This window comes from Streptomyces sp. NPDC085596 (genome assembly GCF_044541565.1).
In the GTDB taxonomy this organism is placed as follows: domain Bacteria; phylum Actinomycetota; class Actinomycetes; order Streptomycetales; family Streptomycetaceae; genus Streptomyces.
Map to the genome: position 1 here is coordinate 86221 of NZ_JBITTC010000011.1, position 22384 is coordinate 108604.

The window sequence follows — 22384 nt, forward strand, 5'->3', positions numbered from 1 at the left end:
CATGAGCGAGTCCATCGTGGAGACCGGAGGGCGCGCGCCCGTGCCGGCCGCCGCGTCCGACGCCGTACCGAGGCCGCGACAGGCGGCGGACGATGTGCCGGGGGACAGCGCTTCGGGGGGCGACGTCTCGGGGGACGGCCATGAGGCGATCGTCCTGCTGGAGCGCACACGGGGTGTCGTGGACCCCGAACTGCGCGCCGCCGTCGACTCGTTGCCGGGGCAGCTGCGCCGGATCGCGCTCTACCACTTCGGCTGGAGCCACGCGGACGGCACCCCGGCCGCGGGCAACGCGGGCAAGGCGATCCGGCCCGCCCTCGTCCTCGCGGCGGCCTCCGCGCTGGGCGGCACGGAGGCGCGGGCCGCAGCCGTGCGGGCCGCGGCGGCGGTCGAACTGGTCCACAACTTCACGCTGTTGCACGACGACGTGATGGACCGCGACACCACCCGCAGACACCGGCCCACGGCCTGGACCGTGTTCGGCGACCCCGACGCGATCCTCGCCGGGGACGCCCTCCAGGCCCTGGCCCTGCGGCTGCTCGCCGACGACCCGCATCCGGCCTCCGGCCGGGCGGCGGCCCGGCTCGCGGAGTGCGTCATCGAACTGTGCGCCGGACAGCAGACCGACACGGCCCTGGAGCAGCGCCCACCCGACGAGGTCGCCCTCGACGAGGTGCTCGCCATGGCCGAGGCGAAGACCGGCGCCCTGCTCGGCTGCGCCTGCGCCCTGGGCGCGCTGTACGCGGGCGCGGAGGACGAGGTCGTGGCGGCGCTGGACACCTTCGGCCGCCAGGCAGGGCTGGCGTTCCAGCTGATCGACGACGTGATCGGCATATGGGGCGACCCCCGGCGCACGGGCAAGCCGGCCGGCGCCGACCTCGCCGTCCGCAAGAAGTCCCTGCCTGTGGTCGCCGCGCTGACCTCCGGCACCCCGGCGGCAGCGGAACTGGCCACGCTGTACGCCCGCCCGCATACGGAGGGGGACACCGCCGAGATCGCCCGCGCGACGGTCGCCGTGGAGCAGGCGGGCGGCCGGGACTGGGCCCAGGCGGAGGCGGCGGACCGCATGGCGCGGGCGGTCCAGGAACTGGCCCGGGCGGTCCCGGCCCCGGAGGCCGCGGGCGGCCTGCTGGCCCTGGCGGAGTTCGTCACCCGGCGCAGTAGCTGAGGCGGGTGGGCCGGGCCCCGCGCATCCCCACGGTGCGCGGGGCCCGGCCGTTCTACGCTGGGGGTATGGACAGGGAAAGCCACGTCTGCCCCACCTGCGGACAGTCGGTCGACACGGTCGTCGGCCGCCACAAGACGCTGGGCGCGTGGGTCCCGGTATGGAAACCGGGACCATGCCACAACCCGGCCTGCGCCCGTACCGTGACCCCCATGTCTCAGCAGCCCGAGATCCTCCACCTCACCGAACGCGCCCTCTGGGACGCGGCCCGCGAAGACGGCACCTACGAGGTGTCCACCCGCGGCCGCACCCTCCGGGATGTCGGCTACATCCACTTCTCCACCCGCGCCCAACTCCCGCGCGTGGCAGCCTTCCTGTACGGCGACGACCCCGACCGGGACGACCTTGTGGTCCTGGTGGTGGACCCGGCGCTGCTGGACGCACCGGTTCGCTACGAGGCGATGCCACCGGCGGGTGAAGAGTTCCCGCATGTGTACGGGGCGGTGCCGGTGTCCGCGGTGGTGGATGTGGAGCCCTGGGGCGGAGCTCAGGCGCCGAGGTAGGTCGTCGCCCCGGCTACGGCCGTCCCGGCCACCAGTACGAGTACGGGCGGCACGCAGCGCGTGGACCAGCGGACTCCCTTGCCATCGGCGAGCCAGGTCCTGACGAGGGCGTGCGCGGAGAGACCCATGGTCAGAGGGATCAGCACCGTCTTGAACGCGTCCATGTCGAAGCGCGGGGTCCGGTCGGTGGCCCAGGCGCCGATGAGCACGCTGATCACGGGCGCCAGCTTGATCGGGTGTCTCGCGGACTGTGTGCGGACTGCCCGGGGCCAGCAGGACCGAAGCCGTTCCATAGAGCTGCCGGCTCCGTCATGAGCTCGGTGGTTCCACCGAATCAACAACCTCGGCAACGCGGTGCACCCGCCACCCTTCTTCGCAACGCCACATGTACACGTTCTCGGACGAGAAGAAGCTGCCCAGCCAGAGGGCGTGGATGTGGTCCGGTGAGCGGGACCGGTCACGCCCGGTACGGCAGCAGGGCCCGGACCGCGCGTCGCGGTCGGGGCCCTGCCCGTGCGGTGCCGCCCTGCGGCGGCGGTGCGTCAGCTCTGTGCGGGTTCGTCGCCCGCCTGCTCGGCGCCCTCAGCTGCGCCTGTCTTCTCGCGCATCTTGCGCACCAGCTCCGCCTTCTTGTCCGCTGCATTCTGGCGGTCGAGGTTGCGGTGCGGACCGTTGTTCTGCCGTTCGGCGCGGGACAGCTTCTTGCGCTTGCCGCCGCCCTGGCCAACGGGGTTGTTGATGTTCTTGCTGTCGGTCACGGGTTCTCCCGGTAATGATGTGAAAGATCTACGGATTCATCGATGGGGACGCGCGGCGACGTCGAAGAACGTCAGCAGAGGCCCATCACGCTCTCACTCGTGAATCGACGTCTGGAAGAACATGACAAAGACGTTACCCGGTTCCGTCGGCCCCGCACGCCAACTTTTTCGCCGCCCGGCGTCGGCCGGGCCTTCGGTGAGCGCCCGGGGTCAGCCGTTTCCTTCCGGGAATCTCAGCACCCGCCAGCACCCGCCAGCACCCGCCAGTGGTCGCCGCCCGCCCGGGGCAGGTCCAGATGGGCGTTACTGGGCCGCCTCGGACGCTGTCAGCGGTGGCGAGCACACTGACGGCAGGAGCCGGTCATCTCACTTGCGCCCCGCTGTTTCGGTGGCCGGGTGACGCCTCTGTCGCTTGGATCGACGACGACTTCACCGGCCTCGATCACGCCTGGGCCACAGAGCGCGATGCCCGTGGCATCGCCACGCTGCTGATTCAGCCCGACCCATACGTCGGGCTTCAGGATCACCATCTCGCTGTGACGCGAGCATGGGCTGCGCACCTGCGGTCCGGGGTACCCACTGTTGTCGGGGAGTCGGAACGGCCCGACCCTCCTGTCCGACGAAAAACGACCGCACCCAGACCCTCAGAGGGACCGGGTGCGGTCGAATAGCTCGAAGAGCTGACCCAGAGATCAAGCCTTCTTGGTCTCCCAGAAGATCTTGTCGATCTGGGCGATGTAGTCCAGGGCCTTCTGGCCCGTCGCCGGGTCCGTGGACGCCTTGGCGGTGGAGAGGGACTTGACGGCCTCGTTGAGCAGCGTGTGCAGCTCGGGGTAGCTGTCGAAGTGCGGCGGCTTGAAGTAGTCGCTCCAGAGCACGTCCAGGTGGTGCTTGGCGAGCTCGGCGCGCTGCTCCTTGATCACCGTGGCACGGATCTGGAAGTGCAGGTCGTCGTTGGCGGCCATCTTCTCCTGGATGGCCTTCACCGACTCCGCCTCGATGCGGGCCTGAGCCGGGTCGTACACACCGCAGGGCAGGTCGCAGTGGGCGCTGACCTTGACCTTGGGGGCAAACAGGCGGGAAAGCATGGAGCGTTCCTTCCTCGTGATCGTCTTCTCAGGTGGGACATTACTCCCTGAGGGACTGGTTTTCCCGAGTGCCCCCCAGGGCTTAGGACAAAAGTCCGGGGTCAGACTGAGACTGTGGAGGAACGGACCGGGGAGGTACCGGGCATGCCGGAGCTGTCGCAGGAGACCGAGCGGGGCAGAGCGCTGCCGCCCTTCGGTCTTGCCGAGGTCACGGGCCCCTCCATGGTGCCCACGCTGCACCACGGGGACCGCCTGCTGCTGCGGTACGGCAGCCCCGTCCGGCCGGGCGGGATCGTCGTCCTGCGTCATCCCTTCCAGCAGGACCTGCTGGTCGTCAAGCGGGCGGTGGAGCAGCGCGAGGGCGGCTGGTGGGTGCTCGGCGACAACCCGTACGCCGGTGGGGACAGCACGGACTACGGGGTCGTACCCGAGGAGCTGATCCTGGGGCGGGCGTGGCTGCGCTACCGCCCGCTCGCGGGCCGGCGTTCGCCGCTGGCGCTGGTGCGCTGGGCGTTCTCCGCGGCCAGGCCGCTGCTGTCGGACCGGTCGGCGGCCAGGCGTTTCCGGGCGCGGTAGGCGGCGACGTTGGCGCGGGTCGCGCAGCGGTCGGAGCAGTAGCGGCGGGAGCGGTTGGTGGAGGTGTCCAGGTAGGCGTTGCGGCAGGGGGCCGCCTGGCACAGGCCCAGGCGGTCGACGCCGTACTCGGTCAGATGGAACGCCAGGCCCATCGCGGCGATGGCCGCGTAGCCGGCGGTGGCGTTCGACGGGTGGTCGGCCAGGTGCATGTGCCACAGCGGGCGGCCGTCGTCGTCACGGAAGTCGTGGCCGGAGATCTGCGGGCTGACCGGGAACTCCAGCAGCAGGGAGTTCAGCAGGTCCACGGCCAGCGTCTCGTCCCCCTCGTCCGCCGCCTCGAACACTCCGCGCAGCCTGCCGCGGACCGAGCGGAAGCGGGTGACATCGGCGTCGGTGGCGCGGCGGGCCGCCGACGCGTTCGCGCCGAAGAGGTCGCGTACGGCCTCCACCGAGGTCAGGGAGTCCTTGCCCTGGCCCGGCTCCTCGCTGTTGACGAGACGTACGGCGTAATCCGAGTAATGGGCCAGTTCCACTTGTAGTCCTTACGGGGGCGCTCTATGGTCGTGTCTGCGGTCGGGTAACAGCCGGGCGTGGTTCCAGGGTATTACGCGTGCACCGAAGGGGATGGGGAATCGTGACCACCATAGGGACGGGAACGGACTGGGCGGCCTGGCAGGAAAGCTGGGACCGGCAGCAGGAGTGGTACATGCCCGACCGCGAGGAGCGGTTCCGGGTCATGCTCGACATGGTCGAGGCGTTCGTCGGCACCGCCCCGCGCGTGCTCGACCTCGCGTGCGGCACCGGCACGATCACCGCGCGGCTGCTGGCGCGTTTCCCGGAGGCCGTCAGCACCGGGGTGGACCTCGACCCGGCCCTGCTCGCCATCGCGCGCGGCACCTTCGCGGGCGACGACCGGGTCACCTTCGTCGAGGCCGACCTCAAGGACCCTCAGTGGACGACGGCGCTGCCGTACGCCGACTACGACGCCGTCCTCACGGCCACCGCGCTCCACTGGCTGCACACCGAACCCCTCGCGGCGCTCTACGGGCAGCTCGCCGGGCTGGTGCGGGAGGGCGGGGTCTTCATGAACGCGGACCACATGACCGACGAGTCCACGCCCCGGATCAACGCCGCCGAGCGGGCTCAGCGGCATGCCCAGATGGACCGGGCCAAGCGGGACGGCGCCCTCGACTGGGCGCAGTGGTGGCAGGTCGCCGCCCAGGACCCGGTCCTCGCCGGCCCTACCGCCCGCCGCTTCGAGATCTACGGCGAACACGCCGACGGCGACACCCCCTCCGCGGCGTCGCACGCGGCCGCCCTGCGCGAGAAGGGGTTCGCGGAGGCGCGGCCGGTGTGGTGCTCGCCGTCGGACACGCTGCTGCTCGCGCTGAGGTGACGCACGGACGAGGGGCGGTACGGGGTGACCCGTACCGCCCCTCGATCTGTCCGCCTACAGCACCTTCGGCCTACAGCACCTTCGACAGGAACGACTGGGTGCGTTCGTGCTGGGGGTTGGTCAGGACGTCGCGGGGGTGGCCGGACTCGACGACCACTCCGCCGTCCATGAAGACCAGGCTGTCGCCCACCTCGCGGGCGAAGCCCATCTCGTGGGTGACGACGACCATCGTCATGCCGGACTCGGCGAGGTCGCGCATGACGTCGAGGACGTCACCGACCAGCTCCGGGTCGAGCGCCGACGTCGGCTCGTCGAACAGCATCAGCTTGGGCTCCATGGCGAGCGCCCGCGCGATCGCCACGCGCTGCTGCTGGCCGCCGGAGAGCTGGGAGGGGTAGTTGCCCGCCTTGTCGCCGAGGCCCACCCGCTCCAGGAGCTGCATCGCCTGCTCCCGCGCCGCCCGCCGGGAGACGCCCTTGACCTGCACGGGTGCCTCGGCGACGTTCTCCGCGGCCGTCATGTGCGGGAAGAGGTTGAAGCGCTGGAAGACCATGCCGATGTTCCGGCGCTTCAGCGCGACCTCGCTGTCCCGCAGCTCGTACAGCTTGTCGCCCTTCTGGCGGTAGCCGACCAGCTCGCCGTCGACGTACAGACGGCCGGAGTTGACCTGCTCCAGGTGGTTGATGCACCTGAGGAACGTCGACTTGCCGGAACCGGAGGGGCCGATGAGGCAGAACACCTCGCCCGGCTTCACCTCCAGGTCGATGCCCTTGAGGACCTCCACCGAGCCGAAGGACTTGTGCACGCCCTCGGACTTCACCATCGGAACGCTCCCCTGCGGCGGGGTGTCGTTCTTGCTCAGCTTGTCGCTCATGCCGCGCCTCCCTTCGGACGGCCCAGGGAGAACATGTTCGCCCGCACCTTCTGCCATGGAGTGTCAGGCAGTTGACGGCTGGAGCCTCGGGCGTAGTAGCGCTCGATGTAGTACTGACCCACGCTCAGGACCGAGGTCATGATCAGGTACCAGGCGGCGGCGAGGAAGTACATCTCCACCGGTGCGCCGGAGTTCTGACCGATGTCCTGGGCGTAGCGGAACAGTTCGGGATACTGGACGGCCGCCACGAGCGAGGTCGTCTTCAGCATGTTGATCACTTCGTTGCCCGTGGGCGGCACGATCACGCGCATCGCCTGCGGGATGACGACCCGGCGCAGCGTCTTGGCGTGGCTCATGCCCAGCGCGTGGGACGCCTCGGTCTGGCCCTCGTCCACCGCGAGCAGGCCGGCGCGGCAGATCTCCGCCATGTACGCGGCCTCGTTGAGGCCGAGGCCGAGCAGCGCCGTCAGCAGCGGCGTCATGAAGTCCGACCAGTAGTTCTTGTAGATCGGGCCCAGGTTGATGTACTCGAAGACGAGTCCCAGGTTGAACCACAGGAACAGCTGCACCAGCACCGGGGTGCCGCGGAAGAACCAGATGTAGAACCAGGCGATCGACGAGGTCACCGGGTTCTTCGACAGCCGCATCACCGCGAGGACGATGCCGCCGACGATGCCGATCACCATCGACAGGACCGTCAGCAGCAGGGTCTTGCCGACGCCGGTCAGGATGCGGTCGTCGAAGAAGTAGTCGGGGATCGCATGCCAGTTGATCTTGCCCTGGCTGAAGGCGTACACGATCGCCGCGAGCAGGGCGATGGCGATGACGGCGGACACGTAACGTCCGTAGTGCTTGACCGGGATGGCCTTGATGGCCTCCGGCGCGGCCGGGGGAGTGTCCTTGCCCCCGGCCGTCTTCTCGATGTCAGTCACAGGTAGTGCCTCTCGGTGGCCGCTGAGGTTCCGCGGATCACTTGCCGCCGTTGATCACGGCTTCCTTGACGGCGCCGTCCTGCGCGCCCCACGTCTTGAGGATCTTCGCGTACTCGCCGTTCTTGATGATCGCGTTCAGCGCGGCCTTAAGGGCGTCGCGCAGCTGCGTGTCCTTCTTGGCGACGGCGATGCCGTACGGGGCCGCCTCGACCTGGTCACCCACGACCTCGAAGTCCTTGCCGCCGCCGGAGGTCTTCACCGCGTAGGCGGCGACCGGGAAGTCGGAGGAGGCGGCGTCCACACCGCCGGAGCGCAGCCGGGTCTGGGACTGCTGGTCGTCGTCGAACGGCTCGATGCTGATCTTCTTGCCGGCCGGGCACTTCTTGGTCTCCTGCTTGGCCAGGTCCTCCGAGACCGTGCCGCGCTGGACGGCGAGCTTCTTGCCGCACAGGTCCGACCAGCCGGTGATGCCCTTGGTGTCGCCCTTGCGCGTGTAGATGGAGACACCCGCCGTCAGGTAGTCGACGAAGTCGACGCCCTCGCCGACCTTCTTGCCCGTGTCGGCGTCGACGCCCTCCTGACGGTTCTTGTTGTCCGTCATCGCGGACATGGCGATGTTGAAGCGGCCGGAGCGCAGGCCGGTGAGCAGACCGTCGAACGTGCCGTCGTCGAAGGTGAACTTGACGCCGAGCTGGTCGCCGAGGGCGGTGGCGAGGTCCGGGTCGATGCCGACGACCTTGCCCGAGGAGTCCTTGAACTCGACCGGGGCGTAGTGGATGTCGGAGCCGACCTTGATCTCGCCCTTGTCCCGGATCGAGGCGGGAAGCAGGTCGGCGAGGGGGGCGCTGCTGTCGGAGGCGCTGCCGGAGTCCTTGCCCTTGGTCTGGTCACCGCAGCCGGTGAGGAGCAGGGAGCCCGCGACCGCGATCGCACCGATCGCTGCGATCCGGGACCGAGCGGCCGTACGACGGGTGGAGCTTGCGGTCATCGTGGTTCCTCCGGCGGATGGGAAGAGAAGACGTACCGATGGGTCGACGAGAACACACACCTTCGGGTGCCGCGACCTCGTGGGTTTACGGCATCTTGCCATTCGGACTACGCCATTCAGGCCCGTCACAATGTCAAAATCGGATAACGGGTGATCGAGAACCGCACCAGGTCGGTACATCCGCGCTCCATTCACACCGGATGATCTGCGGAAATAGACTTTTCACACCGGAAGATCTTGCGCGGGTCTCATGATGCGGACGGGCGTTGTGCGGGGTTTCGGGGGGTTCGCGGGGCGCTTGAGGTTCCTCTGAGGTGCGCCCGCGGGCCCTCCGTGCGAGGGGAGCGGGGAGGGCCGGGAGGGCCGGGTGGCATTCCGGGGCGACATGTGACCTTGCGCCTAATGGACTCGTGGTCCGCTCGTCCGTCCGGTATGAAGGTTCTTTACACCCCTCATCCGGGGCTCAGGGCGCGTGTGCGGCGCGCCCGTCGCGTATGTGCTCGTACGTATCCCTCAATCGAGCCGTGCGCGGTGCCCGCCCACTCCCCACCCGGAGTGGTCAACCCTCAACCATGCATAGCTAAGGGGTAAGACAAAGTGGCAGCGGAGATCGTCAATCCTCGCAGCGACAGCGGCGCCGGACCGGAGGGCGGGGCCGAGCCCCTGGACTCCTTCGACCCCGCGTTCGCGCTGCACCGCGGCGGCAAGATGGCCGTGCAGGCCACCGTGCCGGTCCGGGACACGGAAGACCTTTCCCTCGCGTACACCCCCGGCGTCGCGCGCGTGTGCACCGCGATCGCGGAACAGCCGGAGCTGGTCAACGACTACACCTGGAAGTCCTCGGTCGTCGCCGTCGTCACCGACGGCACGGCCGTGCTCGGTCTCGGGGACATCGGTCCCGAGGCGTCCCTCCCCGTGATGGAGGGCAAGGCGATCCTGTTCAAGCAGTTCGGCGGCGTCGACGCGGTGCCGATCGCCCTCGCCTGCACCGGAGTCGACGAGATCGTGGAGACCGTCGTCCGGCTCGCCCCGTCCTTCGGCGGTGTGAACCTGGAGGACATCTCCGCGCCGCGCTGCTTCGAGATCGAGCGGCGCCTACAGGAGCGGCTGGACATCCCGGTCTTCCACGACGACCAGCACGGCACCGCCGTCGTCACGCTGGCGGCGCTGCGCAACGCGGCCCGGCTCAGCGGGCGCGAGATCGGGCAGCTGCGCGTCGTCATCTCCGGGGCCGGGGCGGCCGGTGTCGCCATCGCCCGGATGCTGATCGAGGCCGGCATCGGGGACGTGGCGGTCGCCGACCGCAAGGGCGTCGTCTCCGCGGACCGGACCGATCTGACCGACGTCAAGCGGGAGTTGGCCTCCTTCACCAACAAGGCCGGGCTCACCGGCACGCTGGAGGACGCGCTGGCCGGCGCCGACGTGTTCATCGGCGTCTCCGGCGGCACGGTCGCGGAGGAGGCGGTCGCCTCCATGGCGAAGGGCGCCTTCGTCTTCGCCATGGCCAACCCGAACCCCGAGGTGCACCCGGAGGTCGCGCACAAGTACGCGGCCGTCGTCGCCACCGGGCGCTCCGACTTCCCGAACCAGATCAACAACGTGCTCGCCTTCCCCGGCATCTTCGCCGGTGCGCTCCAGGTGCGGGCCTCCCGGATCACCGAGGGCATGAAGATCGCCGCGGCCGAGGCGCTCGCCGCCGTCGTCGGCGACGACCTAGCCGCCGACTACGTGATCCCCTCGCCGTTCGACGAGCGGGTCGCCCCGGCGGTCACGGCCGCCGTCGCGGCCGCCGCCCGTGCGGAGGGTGTCGCCCGGCGCTGACGGTGCGCGCAGGCGCTTGAGCGGAACGGCCTCGCCCGGCAGGGCGGGGCCGTTCGTGCGTCCGGCGGGCCGAGTTGCGCACTGACGGGTCCGGCCGTGGTGCTGGTGCGGCGGGTCGGCGGGTCGGCTGGGTGGGGGTGCGTGCAGGGTGCCGCCGGGTGGTCCGCCGTGTCGCCCGCCGGGCGGGTGCCGTCGCGCAAGAGGGCGTGTGTCACACCGCCTGCCGGTTCCGCCGAGGGCGGGCCGGAACCTATCGTCGAGGCCATGTTCGCCGCCTACGCCGCCCGGATCGACCGCGACCAGCCGCTCTCCGGCCTCGAGTTGGGGGAGCGCCCGGCCCCCGGGGCCCGGCCCGGCTGGAGCACCGTCACCGTCCGCGCCGCCTCCCTCAACCACCATGACCTCTGGTCCCTGCGGGGTGTCGGGCTCCCCGAGGACCGGCTGCCGATGATCCTCGGCTGCGACGCCGCCGGGATCGACGAGGACGGCAACGAGGTCGTCCTGCACTCCGTCATCGGCCAGAGCGGCCACGGTGTCGGCCCCCGTGAGCCCCGCTCCATCCTTACCGAGCGCTACCAGGGCACCTTCGCCGAGCAGGTCGCCGTGCCCACCTGGAACGTGCTGCCCAAGCCCAGGGAACTGTCCTTCGCCGAGGCCGCCTGCCTGCCCACCGCCTGGCTGACGGCGTACCGGATGCTGTTCACCAACGCCGGGGTACGGCCCGGCGACTCGGTCCTCGTACAGGGAGCGGGCGGGGGTGTCGCCACGGCCGCCATCGTGCTCGGCCGGGCGGCCGGGCTGCGGGTCTTCGCCACCAGCCGGGACGAGGCCAAGCGGAAGCGGGCGCTGGAACTGGGCGCCGTCGAGGCCGTGGAGCCGGGGGCGCGGCTGCCGCAGCGGGTGGACGCCGTCATCGAGACCGTGGGCGCCGCGACCTGGTCGCACTCCATCAAGTCGCTGCGGCCCGGCGGCACGGTAGTGATCTCCGGTGCCACCAGCGGTGACCGGCCCTCGCACGCCGAACTGACCCGGATCTTCTTCCTGGAACTCAAGGTCGTCGGCTCCACCATGGGAACCAAGGACGAGCTGGAGGACCTGCTCGCCTTCTGCGCCACGACCGGCGTGCGCCCCGTCATCGACGAGGTGCTCCCGCTGGACCGCGCCCGCGAGGGCTTCGAACGGCTGGAGTCCGGCGAGCACTTCGGGAAGATCGTGTTCAGCAACTCCTGAACTCCCTTACGGAGAGGGCGGGTACGGAGGCGGGTCCGGGGTGTCGGGCCCGCCTTTTCGCGGCCCTCCTTGTCAACATGGGTTGACAAGGAGAGGGTGTCAACCTAGGTTGACATCATGACGGATGCAACGGATCTCGCCCAGCGGGCCGGTGACCGCGATCCGCGGGTCGGGCTGCGGGCCGTGGCCGCGCTGCGCAGGCTGCTGGAGCAGCTGGAGGCGGTACAGGTGCGTGGTGCGCGCAATCAGGGCTGGTCGTGGCAGGAGATCGCCGCCGAGCTGGGTGTCAGCAGGCAGGCCGTGCACAAGAAATACGGGAGGCAGTGATGTTCGAACGCTTCACCAAGGACGCCCGTCAAGTCGTCCAGGGCGCGGTCGCCCACGCGGAACGCGCGGGCGTGCGGTCCATCGGCGCCGAACATCTGCTGCTCGCCCTCCTCGACCGTGAGGGCAGCAGGGCCTCCTTCGCGCTCGCCGCACTCGGCCTCGCCGAACGCAGGGAGTCCCTGCGCCAGGCGCTGACCGAGGCGCGGCGCCGGGCGGGTCTGACCCGAGCGGACGCGGACGCCCTCGCCGGACTCGGGATCGACGTCACGGAGATCGTCTCCAGGGTCGAGGAGGCGCACGGCGCCGGGGCGCTGTCCGGCGACCGCCGCGACACGGACGGCTGGTCCGGCCGCCGGACCTTCGACCAGGACGCCAAGGAGGTGCTGGAGGGGGCGCTGCGCGCCGCCATCGGCCACCGCGACCGGCGCATCGGCGACGAGCACCTCCTGCTCGCCCTGACGGTGCGGCCCGGAGTGCCCGCCGAGGTGCTCGCCGACCATGGAGTGACCGATGAGTCGCTGCGGCGGGTCCTGTACGGCGAGGGAACGGCACAGGCGGGCTGACGCCGGACCCTCGGCGCCCCCTGGGGAGGGTCAGACCTTGGGGCCGTTGAGTATCGCGCCGATGTGGGCCGCCGCCGTCGACAGCCGGTGGCGGACGTCGCGCAGCTGGTCCTCGGTGACGCCGTGGTCGCGGGCCGCGTCCCGGACGTCGTCCCGGAAACGGTCCAGCAGTCGGTCCAGGTCGCGGGCCGGGTCGCCGGTGGGGGGCTCATGGGTCCAGGCGGGCTCGTACTCCATCGGGAAGTCCGGTGGGGTGGTGGAGTACTCCGGGGCGGGCCCGGCCTTGACGCCGCCCGCACCGGTCCCTCCCGCGCCGGTGCGCTTGCCGTGCTCCTTGCCGAAGTCGCCGAACTCCCGCGCGAGTTCGGCCAGGCCCTCGCGCACGCCCGTCGGCCAGTCGCCGCGCGTGAAGTGGTCCTGAACCCGCTCCTGGACCCGGCCGGCGAGGCGGCGCATCTCCTCCTGGGCCTGGGCGTTGGCCCGCGACTGTGCCTCCTGGGCCTGGCGCCGGGCCTGCTGGGCCTCCTCGCGGGCACGGCGGCTCTCGTCCTTGGCGCGCCGGGCCTGCTCCTTCCACTCCTGCTTGGCGCGGCGCATCTCCTCCTTGGCGGTCCGCCACGCCTCGGAGTCACCCTGGCCGGCCGGCTCGTCGGAGGCCCCCGGACGGGCCGCGCCCACCCTGCTGCTGCGGGTCCGGGAGGCCGCCGCGCGCATCTCGCGCCGCAGGTCGCCCGCGGCGCCCCGCACATCGGCCTTGATCTCGGCGGCGAGTTCCGCGACCGACTCGCGGATCTCCAGCTCCAGGTCGACCAGTTCACCGCTGCGGTCGGCCAGCTCGGCGCGGCCCGCGTCGGTGATGGAGTACACCTTGCGGCCGCCCTCGGTGGTGTGGGTGACCAGGCCCTCGGTCTCCAGCTTGGCCAGGCGCGGGTAGACGGTGCCCGCCGAGGGGGCGTACAGCCCCTGGAAGCGTTCTTCGAGGAGCCTGATCACCTCGTAGCCGTGGCGCGGGGCCTCGTCGAGCAGCTTGAGGAGGTACAGGCGGAGGCGGCCGTGGGCGAAGACGGGGGGCATGTCAGAGCACCTTCTTGTCGGTCGTGCCGTCCGCGGGGGAGGCGGAGGCGGGGCCGGGACCGGTCTCCCAGGCGGTGTCGTCGTCCTCCTCGGCCGGGCGGCGCAGCAGGGCGATGGAGCCGGAGACCGTGGTGGCCCGGAGCTTGCCGCTGCCCGAGCCGAGGCGGCCGGTGATCTTGTGGGCGCCCCACTGGCCCTGCACGCGCAGGCCGTCGAAGGCGTTGGAGATCGAGCCGCTGGCGGTGTTCGCCTCCACGTCGGTGTCCGCCGGGTGCGGGAGCCGTATGGCGATCTCGCCGGAGACGCTGGTCAGGCGTACGTCGGTGGGGCCTTCCGGGTCCAGGTCGATGATCATGGAGCCGCTGACCGAGTCGGCCCGGACGGAGGGGCCCGCCCCTTCGACCACCGTCAGATCGCCGGACACCGACTTGAACCGCAGGTCGCCGCTGACGGCCTGGGCCTCCACATTGCCCGAGACGGTGTCCGCGCGGACCGGGCCGGAGACGCCGACGAGGGTGGTGTCACCGGTGACGCCCTTGACCGCGGAGGGGCCGCGCACCCCGGAGACGACCGCCGAGGCGCCGACCACTCCCACCTCCACGCGGGTGCCCGCCGGGACGGCGAGGGAGACGACGGCGCTGCGCCGCCAGCCCTCGCGGTCCAGCCACTTCAGGAAGCCCTTCCACGGCAGGTCCTCGTACGCCACCGTCAGGATGCCGTGCCGGTGCGTGACGATCAGGGGTGGGCCCTCGATGTCCGAGACCTCCAGGCGGGCGGAACTCTCCTCGGTGCCCACCACGTTCACCGTGCCGTTGACGACGCGGACGTTCAGCTCGCTCACGGGGGCGTCGAAGCTCAGCTTCTCGGGTTCGGCGACGGTCCACTCGGACACGGGTCCTCCTCGGGCGTGACGCGGACAAGAGGGCGGAGCGGGGCGATGCGCGGTGGGCGGGCATGCCGACCCGTCACGCCATATCGCGTCTCCTGGTAATCACGATATATCGCGGCTGTCGGAAGTCAAGACACCCGTTCGGGGGACGAGGGCCGCTGCCGGAGGGGCGGTGTGCGGGCATGACTGTGCGGGCCCTGCCCGGATGAGGCGGGCCCGCGGGGCAAGCGGGAGAGGCGGGCTACTCGTCGTCCTCGTCGTCCAGGCGGGCCAGCCAGGTGGCCAGGCGTTCCACCGGTACCTCGAAGTCGGGGTTCAGGTCGACGAACGTACGCAGTTGCTCGGCGAGCCACTCGAAGGTGACCTCTTGCTCGCCGCGCCGCTTCTCCAGTTCTTCGATGCCTCGGTCGGTGAAGTACATGGATGACGCTCCGTCGGTCGATGCAGGGGTAGGTCCGGTCCTGGGCGGGAAGAACCCTCATTCGCGGAGGTGACCGCGAGGGGAGAGGGCGCCGCCTGTTCCGGCTGGGGAGCCGGGAGAGGACAGGAAAATCATAGGCAGCCGCCGGGCCCGGTGGGCAGCCGGTGCCGGGCGGGTGGTGACGGGGCGCCGGGCGCGGTACGGGACGGGGGACGAGCGGGGGAGAGGACGGGGAAGTCCGATGAACGGGGAATCGACGCGGGTAGCGCGGATCGAGCTGCCGGACGGTACGCCGGTGTGGGCCCGGATCTCGGGGGCGGAGGAGCTGTCGTACACCGACACCGGCTTCCATGACCGGGTGGAGGCGAGCGTGGAGAGCCTGCACTCGCTGATCACCGGGGTCGCGCGGTCGCTGTCCGGCCCGCTGAGCGCGGTGCGGCCGGACGAGGTCAGCGTGGAGTTCGGCATCGAGCTGACCGCGAAGGCCGGCAAGGTGGTCGGCCTCCTCGCGGACGGCGAGGCCAAGGCCGCTCTCACGGTCACCCTGACCTGGAACGGAGGCCCACCGGAGACGGGTCCTGTGCCGGGGGCGGGTCCCGTGCCGGGGGCCGCGCCGGACACGGGTGGGCCAGGGGCCGTGCCGGGGGCCGGGCCCTCGCCGGGCGGAGCCGGGCCGGGCGCCGGTCCCGTGCCGGGCGGTCCTGCGCCGGGAGCGCCGGTGCCGGGCACGCCCGCACCCGGTCTCACGGCGGACCCGGACCACGTACCGGGCGCGGGACAGGCCCCCGAGCCGTACTCCTTGCCCCGACCCCACCCCACTCCAACCCCCCGACCTGAAGCGTTGCTCGGCGTGTGGGGGCATCCGGGATGAGCGTGGGGTACGGCGGGGGCGCACCCGAGGGGGACGGTGCTGCGGAGCTTGCGCTGCGTGACCTCGTTCTGGCGGCGACCGTACGCATTCATCGCGCGGGGGCCGGGTATGCCCACGACGAGCCCGTCAGCTTCCTCGGCAGCGGCTTCTTCGTCGCGCCGAACTGGGTTCTGACCTGCGCACACGTGGTTCACGCCGGGGAGGGGGGCGAGGTCACCGTGGTGTACCGCACCAGCCCCTACGACGACCCGCGCGCCGTGCCCGGACGCGTGGCCGCGATGCTCCCGGAGCAGACCGGGCGTCCTGTGCCGGGCAGCTGGCCCGCGCCCGACCTCGCCCTGGTCCGGCTGCGCGAGCCCGTCGGCCACACCTGCGCGTACATGTCCGAGCGGCCCAACCCCCACTTCGGCGGGACCAGGGTGTTCTACGCGGGCTGGACCGCGCCCCGGGGCCGGCTGCAGATCCTGGACGGCCAGCTCACCGTGCAGGGCACCATCAGCGCCTGGTCGCCCGAGGAGCAGGTCCGGCTCGGCCAGAACGACCTGCCCTCCGGCGTCTCCGGCGGCCCTGTGGTCGACCCGGTGCGCGGTGAGGTCGTCGGCGTGCTCAAGTCCCGCGCGGACCACGGCGGCGGCGGCACCTCCATCGGCGTCGAGCGCCTGCGCACGCTGCGGCTCCCCGCGGACGGCGACGACGTCTACCAGTCCGTCTTCCACGCCCACGACCGCTATCACCGCGACCGCCAGCGGAACGCCGACTCGCCCGACCCCACCTGGGCCGACATCCAGGGAGAGCTGGGCGCCCGCCCCGGCCGCACCCTCAGCCCGCAGCAGCGGAGCGAACTGCTCGGACTGCTCGCCGACCTGCCCCCGCCCGTCAGCACCCGCGGACTGCTCGACGTACTCCGCTCGCTGCCCGGCTTCCGCGTGCCGTCCCTCGTGCCCGCCCCGCGCGGCTGGCGGGACGGGCTCGGACTGCTCTACGAACACGCCCGCCAGGACGGCGCCCTGAAGCTGGTGCTCGACTACGCGATGGGCGTGCTGTCTGCCGGACGCCCGCCCGCCCCCAGCGCGCTCGCCGCCGAACGCGCCCTGTGGGAGTGGGTGCGGCACGCGGCGGCCGGGCTGGACAGCGGTTACCGGCACACCCTCGCCCAGCGGCGGGCGGAGCTGCTCGGCCGTACCCGAGCGGCCCACCGGCAGGCCGCGTTCGGGACGCGCGGCAGAGACACGGCGCTACTCGAGCCCACCCTCACCAAGGCCCCCGCCCCGCTCGCCCCCGCCGTGCTGCTGGTGGTGCTGCGCCGGGGCTGGGAGCCGGACCACTGCGACTGGTCGGTCTCCGTGGGCGGCGGCCCCGACCAGGAGCCGACCCGGCTGTACGAGGGCGAACGCGCCCCGCTGGACGGCCTCGTCGACCATGTGGCCGCGCCCCTGGCCGAGGCGTTCCGGCACTGCGACGAACCCGGCCGGCCCGCCACCCTGTACGCGGCCCTGCCCCATCTGCACCTGGGCCTGCCCGTGGACGACTGGCGGCTCGGACCCGACGGCGTCCCCCTCGGCACCGAACGGCCGGTCCTGGTCCGCTGCTCGGACCGCGACCAGCTCCCCGACGAGGAACCGGTGGGCCGCCAAAGGTCCGCGCCCTGGGAGGCGTACGACGACGAGGACCCGGACGCCGAGCGCCGGGACCGCTGGCGCCGGCTGCATCTGCGGCAGGCGCAGGCCGAGGTGCTGGACTGCGACGACGGCGTGCGCAGACCCATACCGGACGCGGCGGCGCTGCGCGGGCTCGCGCCGCACACCGTGCCGGTGCTGTGCCGCCCCGGCGACCCGCGCTTCTCGGACGACCCCGCCGCGCTCGGCCGGGTGCTGCGGGCCGGGTTCGGGGTGGTGCTGTGGCGGCGGCGACCGGGAGCGGTGTGCGGGGAGTTCCACCGGGGTGTGAAGACAGCCGTGGACGACGGCGACGGCGCCCTGTTCCTGCCCGACGCGGTGCACGGGCTGCGCGGACGGGTCGGCGCCGAGGACACCGAGTCCTACTGGGTCCACGGAACAGCGCTGCTGTACGACGATCCGCACCGCCCCCTGCCCGGCACCGGAGACCTGCTGGAGGCCCCGTGATCCGGGGCCCCGGTTCCTCCCTGATCCCCTTACCAGGCGTCCGGCGGATCGATACCGTGAGGACGTCCCCAGGCTGCCCCCGGCGACGAGCGACGAGCGACGACGAGGACCGGACATGACCGAATCCAGTGAGTGGCTCATCTACCGAGGTGCCGGGGAACCCCACGACGGGATGAGCCGGCTGCCCCCGCCCCCGCCCTGGCGCGACTTCTCCGGACGCGGCGCGGACACCGCCGACGACCCGGCCGAGGACGGCGACGGCTCCCGCGACAGAAGGCTCGGCGCGCACCGGCACCTGGCCGAGCTGCACCGGCCCGGTGCCGAGGAGCTGGAGATGATCAACGCGGCGCTCTATCTGCGCCGCCCGCTCCTCGTCACCGGCAGCCCCGGCGCGGGCAAGAGCACGCTCGCCCACTCGGTGGCGTACGAGCTGGGGCTCGGTGAGGTGCTGCGCTGGTCCATCGTCAGCCGCTCGACCCTCCAGGACGGGCTCTACCACTACGACGCCATCGCCCGCCTCCAGGACGTGCAGATCGCGGCGCAGGGCGGCTACGGCAGCGCGGCCGGGAGCCCCGGGTCCGTCGAGGCCATCGGCGGCTACATCCGGCTCGGCCCGCTCGGCACTGCCCTGCTGCCCTCGGACACCCCGCGCGTGCTGCTCATCGACGAACTCGACAAGAGCGACATCGACCTGCCCAACGACCTGCTGAACGTGCTGGAGGAGGGCGAGTTCGAGATACCCGAGCTGCGGCGCCTCGCCGACCGGCTGCCCGACGGCGAGGCCGAGGTGCTCACCGCCGACGGCACCAAGGTGCGGGTGCGCGACGGCCGGGTGCGCTGCACCTCCTTCCCGTTCGTGGTCCTCACCAGCAACGGCGAACGGGACTTCCCGGCCCCGCTGATGCGCCGCTGCATCCACCTGGAGCTGGGCCGCCCCGACCACAACCGGCTCGCCACCTTCGTCCGCGCCCACCTCGGGGACGAGGCCGCGCGGGCCGGTGACGATCTGATCGCCCGCTTCCTGGAGCGCTCGCGCAGCGAACTCCTCGCCACCGACCAGCTGTTGAACGCGATCTACCTCACCGACGCGGCCGCCCCGCCGAGCCGTGAGCGCCTGGCCGACCTGCTCATCCAGCGACTAGACCGCCCGAGGTGAGGAGCCGATGCCCGACGCACCGGCACGACACGGCCCCGACACCCCCGACCCGCTCGCCGAACTCGTGCTCCAGCTGCGGGGAGCCGGCCTCGAACCGGACGTGGAAGGGCTGAGCGACGCCCTGTGGCTGGCCCGCTGGACTGGCGAACGGCGGCCGGCCGATCCGGTCGAGCGGCCCCGTGAGGCCCGGCCGCCCACACCCGCGCCCGCCTCCCCGTCCGCACCCCGACTCCCCGCCCCGCGAAGGGAATCCGGGCTGCTGTCCGCAGGCCCCGACCGGAGCGTCCCCCTCTACCCGGCGCCCCGTGAAAGCCACCCCCGCGCCGGGACCGCCGCGCGGCTCACCGCACTCCCGGTCGGCGTACCCGCCGCCCCCGCGCTGCCCTCCGCGCTCGAACTCCAGCGCGCCTTGCGGCCGTTGCAGGCGTACCGCAGTGCCGCGCCTCCGCTGCGCCGGGAGCTGGACGAGACGGCGACCGCCGAACTCAGCGCACAGGCGGGCGGGTTGATCCTCCCCGTGTACCGCGAGGTGCGGCGCGGGGACACCCGGCTCCAGCTGGTGCTGGATGCCGCGCCCTCGATGCGGGTGTGGGACCGGCTCTTCGTCGAACTCCAGGACGTGTTCGCCCAGTTGGGCGCCTTCGGGGACATCCGGATCGCCCATCTGCACACCGGGCCCGACGGCGAGGCCACGGTCAGCGCGAGCGCCGATCCGCGCGGGGCGCCCCAGCACACCGTCGACCGGCTCAGCGACCCCACCGGGCGCCGGATCACCCTCCTGGTCAGCGACTGCGCGGGCCCGCTGTGGCGCTCCGGCCGCGCGCACCGGCTGCTGCACCGGCTGGCCCGGCTCGCCCCCGTCGCCGTGCTCCAGCCGCTCCCGCAGCGCCTGTGGAGCCGCACCCGGCTGCCGGTCACCTACGGCGAACTGACCCGGGGCGACACCCCCGGCGGCACCGCGCTGCGCGTACGCACCCCGGACGGCGCTCCCCTCGTCCCCCCGCCGGGCGTGCTGCCCGTGCCGGTGCTGCCGCCCGAACCGGTGGCGCTCGGGGCGTGGGCGCGGCTGCTCGCCGGGGCCGGTGCCGGGCCCGTGCCCGGCGCGGTGGGCTGGGTGCGCGCCGACCAGCCGCCCGCACCGCGGGCACGCGGCGGACGCGGGCCGACCCCGGTGGAGCGGGTCAGCCGGTTCCGCTCCGCCGCGTCACCGGCCGCCGGCCGCCTCGCCGTCTACCTGGCCGCCGCCCCGCTCTGCCTGCCGGTGATGCGGCTGGTGCAGCGCACCATGCTGCCCGGCTCCGGCCCCGCCGAACTCGCCGAGGTGCTGCTCGGCGGCCTCGTCCGCAGGGCGGGGGAGGACCACGGGCCGGACGCGGGGCAGTGGTACGAGATGGAGCCGGAGGTGCGGGAGGCGCTGCTGTCCACCCTCGGCCGGGACGAGGCCCTGCTCGTCCTCAAGCACTGCTCCGAGTACATCGAGCAGCGCTTCGGCAAGGGCGGCGCCAACTTCCCGGCCCTCGCCCTCGCCCAGCTCGGCGGCACCGGGCTGCCGGGGCGCGGCGAGGACGCGGGGCCCGGCTCCCGCCCGTACGGCGCGTATCCCGGGGACGGCGACAACGGCGACGCCACCCTCGTGCCCCAGCCCTTCGCCGAGGTCGCCGCGCGTGTGCTGGAGCGTTTCATGCCGCTCCCGGAGCAGTTCCGGCTCTACGGCACCCGCCCCGGCACCGCCACCGGACCCAGGCCGGCGCACCCGGCGGTGGTCCGGGCCCGCACCCTGCTCGCCCGGTTCGACGCCGACGGCATGGTGCAGGACGTGATCGACGCCGTACAACTGCTGCGTGGCGCCACCGAGAACGAGCGGCCCGCCGGGGACGACCCCGGACTGTGGGCCGAGTACGCGCACGCCAGCTTGCGGCTGTGGGAGGTGCAGGGCGGCTCCGCGCTGCTGGCCGAGGCGGAGGCCGCCGCCGAGCGGGCCGTGGCCCACCCGCACGCCCAGCGGGAGCGGGCCGCGCTGGCCCGGGTGCTGCGCGCGGCCGCCACCGACCGCAGACGGCGCGGCGACCGGCCCGCCGCGCTGGACCTGCTGCGCCGCGCCGACCGGGAGTACGCCGTGGCCTGCGCCGCCCCCGACCTGGAGCCCGCTCAGGCGCTGCGGCTGACGCTGGAACGGGTCGGCGCGCTGGAGGCGCAGTGGCGGCTCGGCGGGGACAGCGCGCTGCTCCAGGGCGCGGTCGGCATGCTGGAGGCGTTCGCCGACAGCTGGCCCGACCGCAGGCACCGCCCGCCCGAGCTTCCCCTCGCACACGGCAGACTCCTGCTGCGTCTCGCCGATGCCACCAACGACCCGGTACAGGCGCGGGGTTACGCCGCGCAGGCCGCCGGTTCGCTGCGCGACGCGCTGGCGGCCGGGCCGACGGGGAACACGGCGGCCGGTGACGACGGCGCGCTGACACGGCTCGACCTGGTCGACGCCCTGCTCCGCTCCGGCGGCGACCTCGCCGAGGCCCAGGAACGCGTCGACGCCGCGCTCGCCGTCACCACAGGACGAGCCCTGCGCGCCCAACTCCACGTCAGAGCGGGCCGGATCGGAGTCGCCCGGTACGCCGAGACGGGCGACCCGCGCGAACTCCGTGATGCCGCAGAGGCGTTCGCCCGCGCCGCCGCCGACACCTCCAGGGAAGCCGCCGGTTACCCCGGTGTGCTCGCCGAGTGGGGCGAGGTGCTGCTGCGGCGGGCGGACGCCGAGGCCGGGGAGCGGGCCTGGGAGGCGCTGGCCCACGCGATCCGGGTACTGCGGGACTGCCGCCGCGAGACCCACACCGGCAGCCCGCACACCGCGCACCGCCTGCTGATGCTGGGCCGCGCCCTGATCCGGCGCTACCGGCTGCGCGGCGACCGGGTGGACCTGCGGGAGGCGGAGCATCTCTTCGGGCTCGCGGCGGCCGAGGCGAACGACCCGCTGCCGGCCGCGCGCTGCTTCCTGGAGCTGGGACAGGCGCAGTACGAGGCGTACCGGAGCCTGGCCCGGCCGGCCCGGCTGGACGAGGCCGTGGACGCCTTCCGCGCGGCGGCCGAGTCGGCGCGGGAGGCCGAGGCGGCGGCCGAGTCCGACCGCGACCGCCGGATCGCCGTGGAACTGGGCGCGCAGGCGCACCACTGGCGGGGTATGTCCTATGAGGCGGCGTCCCGGCCGCGCGCGGCCCGCGAGGCGTACCGCGCGGCCCGCGCCGAGTGGGCGCGCCTGCCCGAGGACAGCCTCGGCACCGGCGCCCCGACGGCCGAGGACACCGCCGACCGGCTGGCCGGACTCGGCTGACCGGCACCGCACCGAGGACCACCACGGGAGGCAGCGATGACGAGCGCGGGCGACGAGACGGCCGTACCGGAGCACGACGAGCCGCTACCGGACCTGCTGACACTGGACCTGGAGGAACTGCGCACCATGGACCACCCCGTCCTGCGCGAGGTCCTGGACACCCTCACCGAACGCGCGAGAAAGCCCGCCGAGATGCTCTGGGGCTTCAACAACTGCCTCTGATCCGCTCGCTACTGGTCACCGGACGGCG

The 22384-nt window shown here is 72.6% G+C and carries 23 protein-coding genes and 1 pseudogene; 14 read left to right on the plus strand and 10 right to left on the minus strand.

Translation table 11 applies throughout. From position 1 onward, the window contains the following. The first annotated feature begins 1 nt into the window (after position 1). Both ACIGA3_RS27310 and ACIGA3_RS27315 read left to right on the plus strand, forming a co-directional pair. Positions 2-1165, plus strand: a complete 1164-nt coding sequence (locus ACIGA3_RS27310; protein WP_399720706.1) for a family 2 encapsulin nanocompartment cargo protein polyprenyl transferase — start codon at positions 2-4, stop codon at positions 1163-1165. A 209-nt stretch (positions 1166-1374) separates the two neighbouring features. Next, a complete protein-coding gene (locus ACIGA3_RS27315) occupies positions 1375-1725 on the plus strand; it encodes a DUF952 domain-containing protein (RefSeq protein WP_399720708.1) in 351 nt (116 codons plus the stop codon). Here the strand turns inward: ACIGA3_RS27315 and ACIGA3_RS27320 are convergent. Beyond that, positions 1710-1943 (minus strand): hypothetical protein, encoded by a 234-nt coding sequence (locus ACIGA3_RS27320; RefSeq protein ID WP_399720711.1) that lies wholly within the window; start codon positions 1941-1943, stop codon positions 1710-1712. The two genes, ACIGA3_RS27315 and ACIGA3_RS27320, sit on opposite strands and share 16 nt — an antisense overlap. A 324-nt stretch (positions 1944-2267) precedes the next feature. Next, positions 2268-2483: a DUF6243 family protein gene (locus ACIGA3_RS27325; RefSeq protein WP_399720714.1), complete on the minus strand. Its 216-nt coding sequence runs from the start codon at positions 2481-2483 to the stop codon at positions 2268-2270. A gap of 389 nt (positions 2484-2872) precedes the next feature. On the opposite strand from ACIGA3_RS27325, the pseudogene ACIGA3_RS27330 reads away from it, so the two are divergent. Further along, a pseudogene (locus tag ACIGA3_RS27330) lies at positions 2873-3154 on the plus strand (hypothetical protein); the annotation flags it as partial. Positions 3155-3175: 21 nt separating this feature from the next. Here ACIGA3_RS27330 and sodN read toward each other — a convergent pair. Beyond that, a complete protein-coding gene (gene sodN, locus ACIGA3_RS27335; RefSeq protein WP_399720717.1) occupies positions 3176-3571 on the minus strand; it encodes a superoxide dismutase, Ni in 396 nt (131 codons plus the stop codon). Positions 3572-3715: 144 nt separating this feature from the next. Here sodN and sodX point away from each other — a divergent pair, with 144 nt between their 5' ends. After that, positions 3716-4147, plus strand: a complete 432-nt coding sequence (sodX, locus tag ACIGA3_RS27340) for a nickel-type superoxide dismutase maturation protease (RefSeq protein ID WP_399720719.1) — start codon at positions 3716-3718, stop codon at positions 4145-4147. On the opposite strand, the gene ACIGA3_RS27345 is transcribed toward sodX, so the two are convergent. Next, positions 4033-4680, minus strand: a complete 648-nt coding sequence (locus tag ACIGA3_RS27345) for a CGNR zinc finger domain-containing protein (RefSeq protein ID WP_399720722.1) — start codon at positions 4678-4680, stop codon at positions 4033-4035. The genes sodX and ACIGA3_RS27345 overlap by 115 nt on opposite strands. 101 nt (positions 4681-4781) lie before the next feature. Between ACIGA3_RS27345 and ACIGA3_RS27350 the strand changes: the two genes are divergently transcribed. Next, entirely contained in the window at positions 4782-5543 is a 762-nt protein-coding gene (locus tag ACIGA3_RS27350; RefSeq protein WP_399720725.1) for a class I SAM-dependent methyltransferase, read from the plus strand. Positions 5544-5613: 70 nt separating this feature from the next. On the opposite strand, the gene ACIGA3_RS27355 is transcribed toward ACIGA3_RS27350, so the two are convergent. The 3 genes from ACIGA3_RS27355 to ACIGA3_RS27365 are packed head-to-tail and all read right to left on the minus strand — an operon-like array spanning position 5614 to position 8337. Beyond that, complete coding sequence (locus tag ACIGA3_RS27355; protein ID WP_399720947.1) at positions 5614-6366, minus strand: amino acid ABC transporter ATP-binding protein; 753 nt, start codon at positions 6364-6366, stop codon at positions 5614-5616. 47 nt (positions 6367-6413) lie between these two features. Next, entirely contained in the window at positions 6414-7349 is a 936-nt protein-coding gene (locus ACIGA3_RS27360; protein WP_399720728.1) for an amino acid ABC transporter permease, read from the minus strand. Positions 7350-7386: 37 nt separating this feature from the next. After that, a complete protein-coding gene (locus ACIGA3_RS27365) occupies positions 7387-8337 on the minus strand; it encodes an ABC transporter substrate-binding protein (protein ID WP_399720731.1) in 951 nt (316 codons plus the stop codon). 597 nt (positions 8338-8934) lie between these two features. Between ACIGA3_RS27365 and ACIGA3_RS27370 the strand changes: the two genes are divergently transcribed. The 4 genes from ACIGA3_RS27370 (at position 8935) to ACIGA3_RS27385 (ending at position 12278) form a co-directional block, all read left to right on the plus strand. Then, positions 8935-10158 (plus strand): NADP-dependent malic enzyme, encoded by a 1224-nt coding sequence (locus ACIGA3_RS27370; protein WP_399720734.1) that lies wholly within the window; start codon positions 8935-8937, stop codon positions 10156-10158. A 264-nt stretch (positions 10159-10422) separates the two neighbouring features. Further along, a complete protein-coding gene (locus ACIGA3_RS27375) occupies positions 10423-11388 on the plus strand; it encodes a zinc-binding dehydrogenase (protein ID WP_399720737.1) in 966 nt (321 codons plus the stop codon). 117 nt (positions 11389-11505) lie between these two features. Beyond that, positions 11506-11715 carry a helix-turn-helix domain-containing protein gene (locus tag ACIGA3_RS27380; RefSeq protein WP_030807538.1) on the plus strand — a complete coding sequence of 70 codons (210 nt, stop codon included), beginning with the start codon at positions 11506-11508 and terminating at the stop codon, positions 11713-11715. After that, a complete protein-coding gene (locus ACIGA3_RS27385; RefSeq protein WP_399720740.1) occupies positions 11715-12278 on the plus strand; it encodes a Clp protease N-terminal domain-containing protein in 564 nt (187 codons plus the stop codon). The genes ACIGA3_RS27380 and ACIGA3_RS27385 overlap by 1 nt, the downstream gene beginning before the upstream one ends. A 30-nt stretch (positions 12279-12308) precedes the next feature. Here the strand turns inward: ACIGA3_RS27385 and ACIGA3_RS27390 are convergent, their stop codons facing one another. The 3 genes from ACIGA3_RS27390 to ACIGA3_RS27400 form a co-directional block, all read right to left on the minus strand. After that, positions 12309-13352 (minus strand): helix-turn-helix transcriptional regulator, encoded by a 1044-nt coding sequence (locus tag ACIGA3_RS27390; protein ID WP_399720743.1) that lies wholly within the window; start codon positions 13350-13352, stop codon positions 12309-12311. A 1-nt stretch (position 13353) separates the two neighbouring features. Then, entirely contained in the window at positions 13354-14244 is an 891-nt protein-coding gene (locus ACIGA3_RS27395; RefSeq protein ID WP_399720746.1) for a DUF4097 family beta strand repeat-containing protein, read from the minus strand. A 238-nt stretch (positions 14245-14482) separates the two neighbouring features. After that, on the minus strand, positions 14483-14662 hold the full coding sequence (locus ACIGA3_RS27400) for a DUF6104 family protein (RefSeq protein ID WP_046418474.1): 180 nt from the start codon (positions 14660-14662) through the stop codon (positions 14483-14485). A 241-nt stretch (positions 14663-14903) separates the two neighbouring features. Here ACIGA3_RS27400 and ACIGA3_RS27405 point away from each other — a divergent pair, with 241 nt between their 5' ends. The 5 genes from ACIGA3_RS27405 to fxsA all read left to right on the plus strand — a co-directional run bounded on the left by ACIGA3_RS27405 (position 14904) and on the right by fxsA (position 22356). Next, the gene (locus ACIGA3_RS27405; RefSeq protein WP_399720750.1) at positions 14904-15533 is read left to right on the plus strand and encodes a CU044_2847 family protein; all 630 of its coding nucleotides are present in this window, start codon (positions 14904-14906) and stop codon (positions 15531-15533) included. Beyond that, a complete protein-coding gene (locus ACIGA3_RS27410) occupies positions 15530-17656 on the plus strand; it encodes a trypsin-like peptidase domain-containing protein (protein ID WP_399720753.1) in 2127 nt (708 codons plus the stop codon). The genes ACIGA3_RS27405 and ACIGA3_RS27410 overlap by 4 nt, the downstream gene beginning before the upstream one ends. Positions 17657-17771: 115 nt before the next feature. Next, positions 17772-18812, plus strand: coding sequence for an AAA family ATPase (locus ACIGA3_RS27415; RefSeq protein ID WP_399720756.1), 1041 nt, complete (start codon positions 17772-17774; stop codon positions 18810-18812). Between the two features lie 7 nt (positions 18813-18819). Then, positions 18820-22134, plus strand: a complete 3315-nt coding sequence (locus ACIGA3_RS27420; RefSeq protein ID WP_399720759.1) for an SAV_2336 N-terminal domain-related protein — start codon at positions 18820-18822, stop codon at positions 22132-22134. Positions 22135-22170: 36 nt separating this feature from the next. Continuing rightward, positions 22171-22356 (plus strand): FxSxx-COOH cyclophane-containing RiPP peptide, encoded by a 186-nt coding sequence (gene fxsA / locus ACIGA3_RS27425; protein WP_399720763.1) that lies wholly within the window; start codon positions 22171-22173, stop codon positions 22354-22356. Positions 22357-22384: the final 28 nt, after the last annotated feature.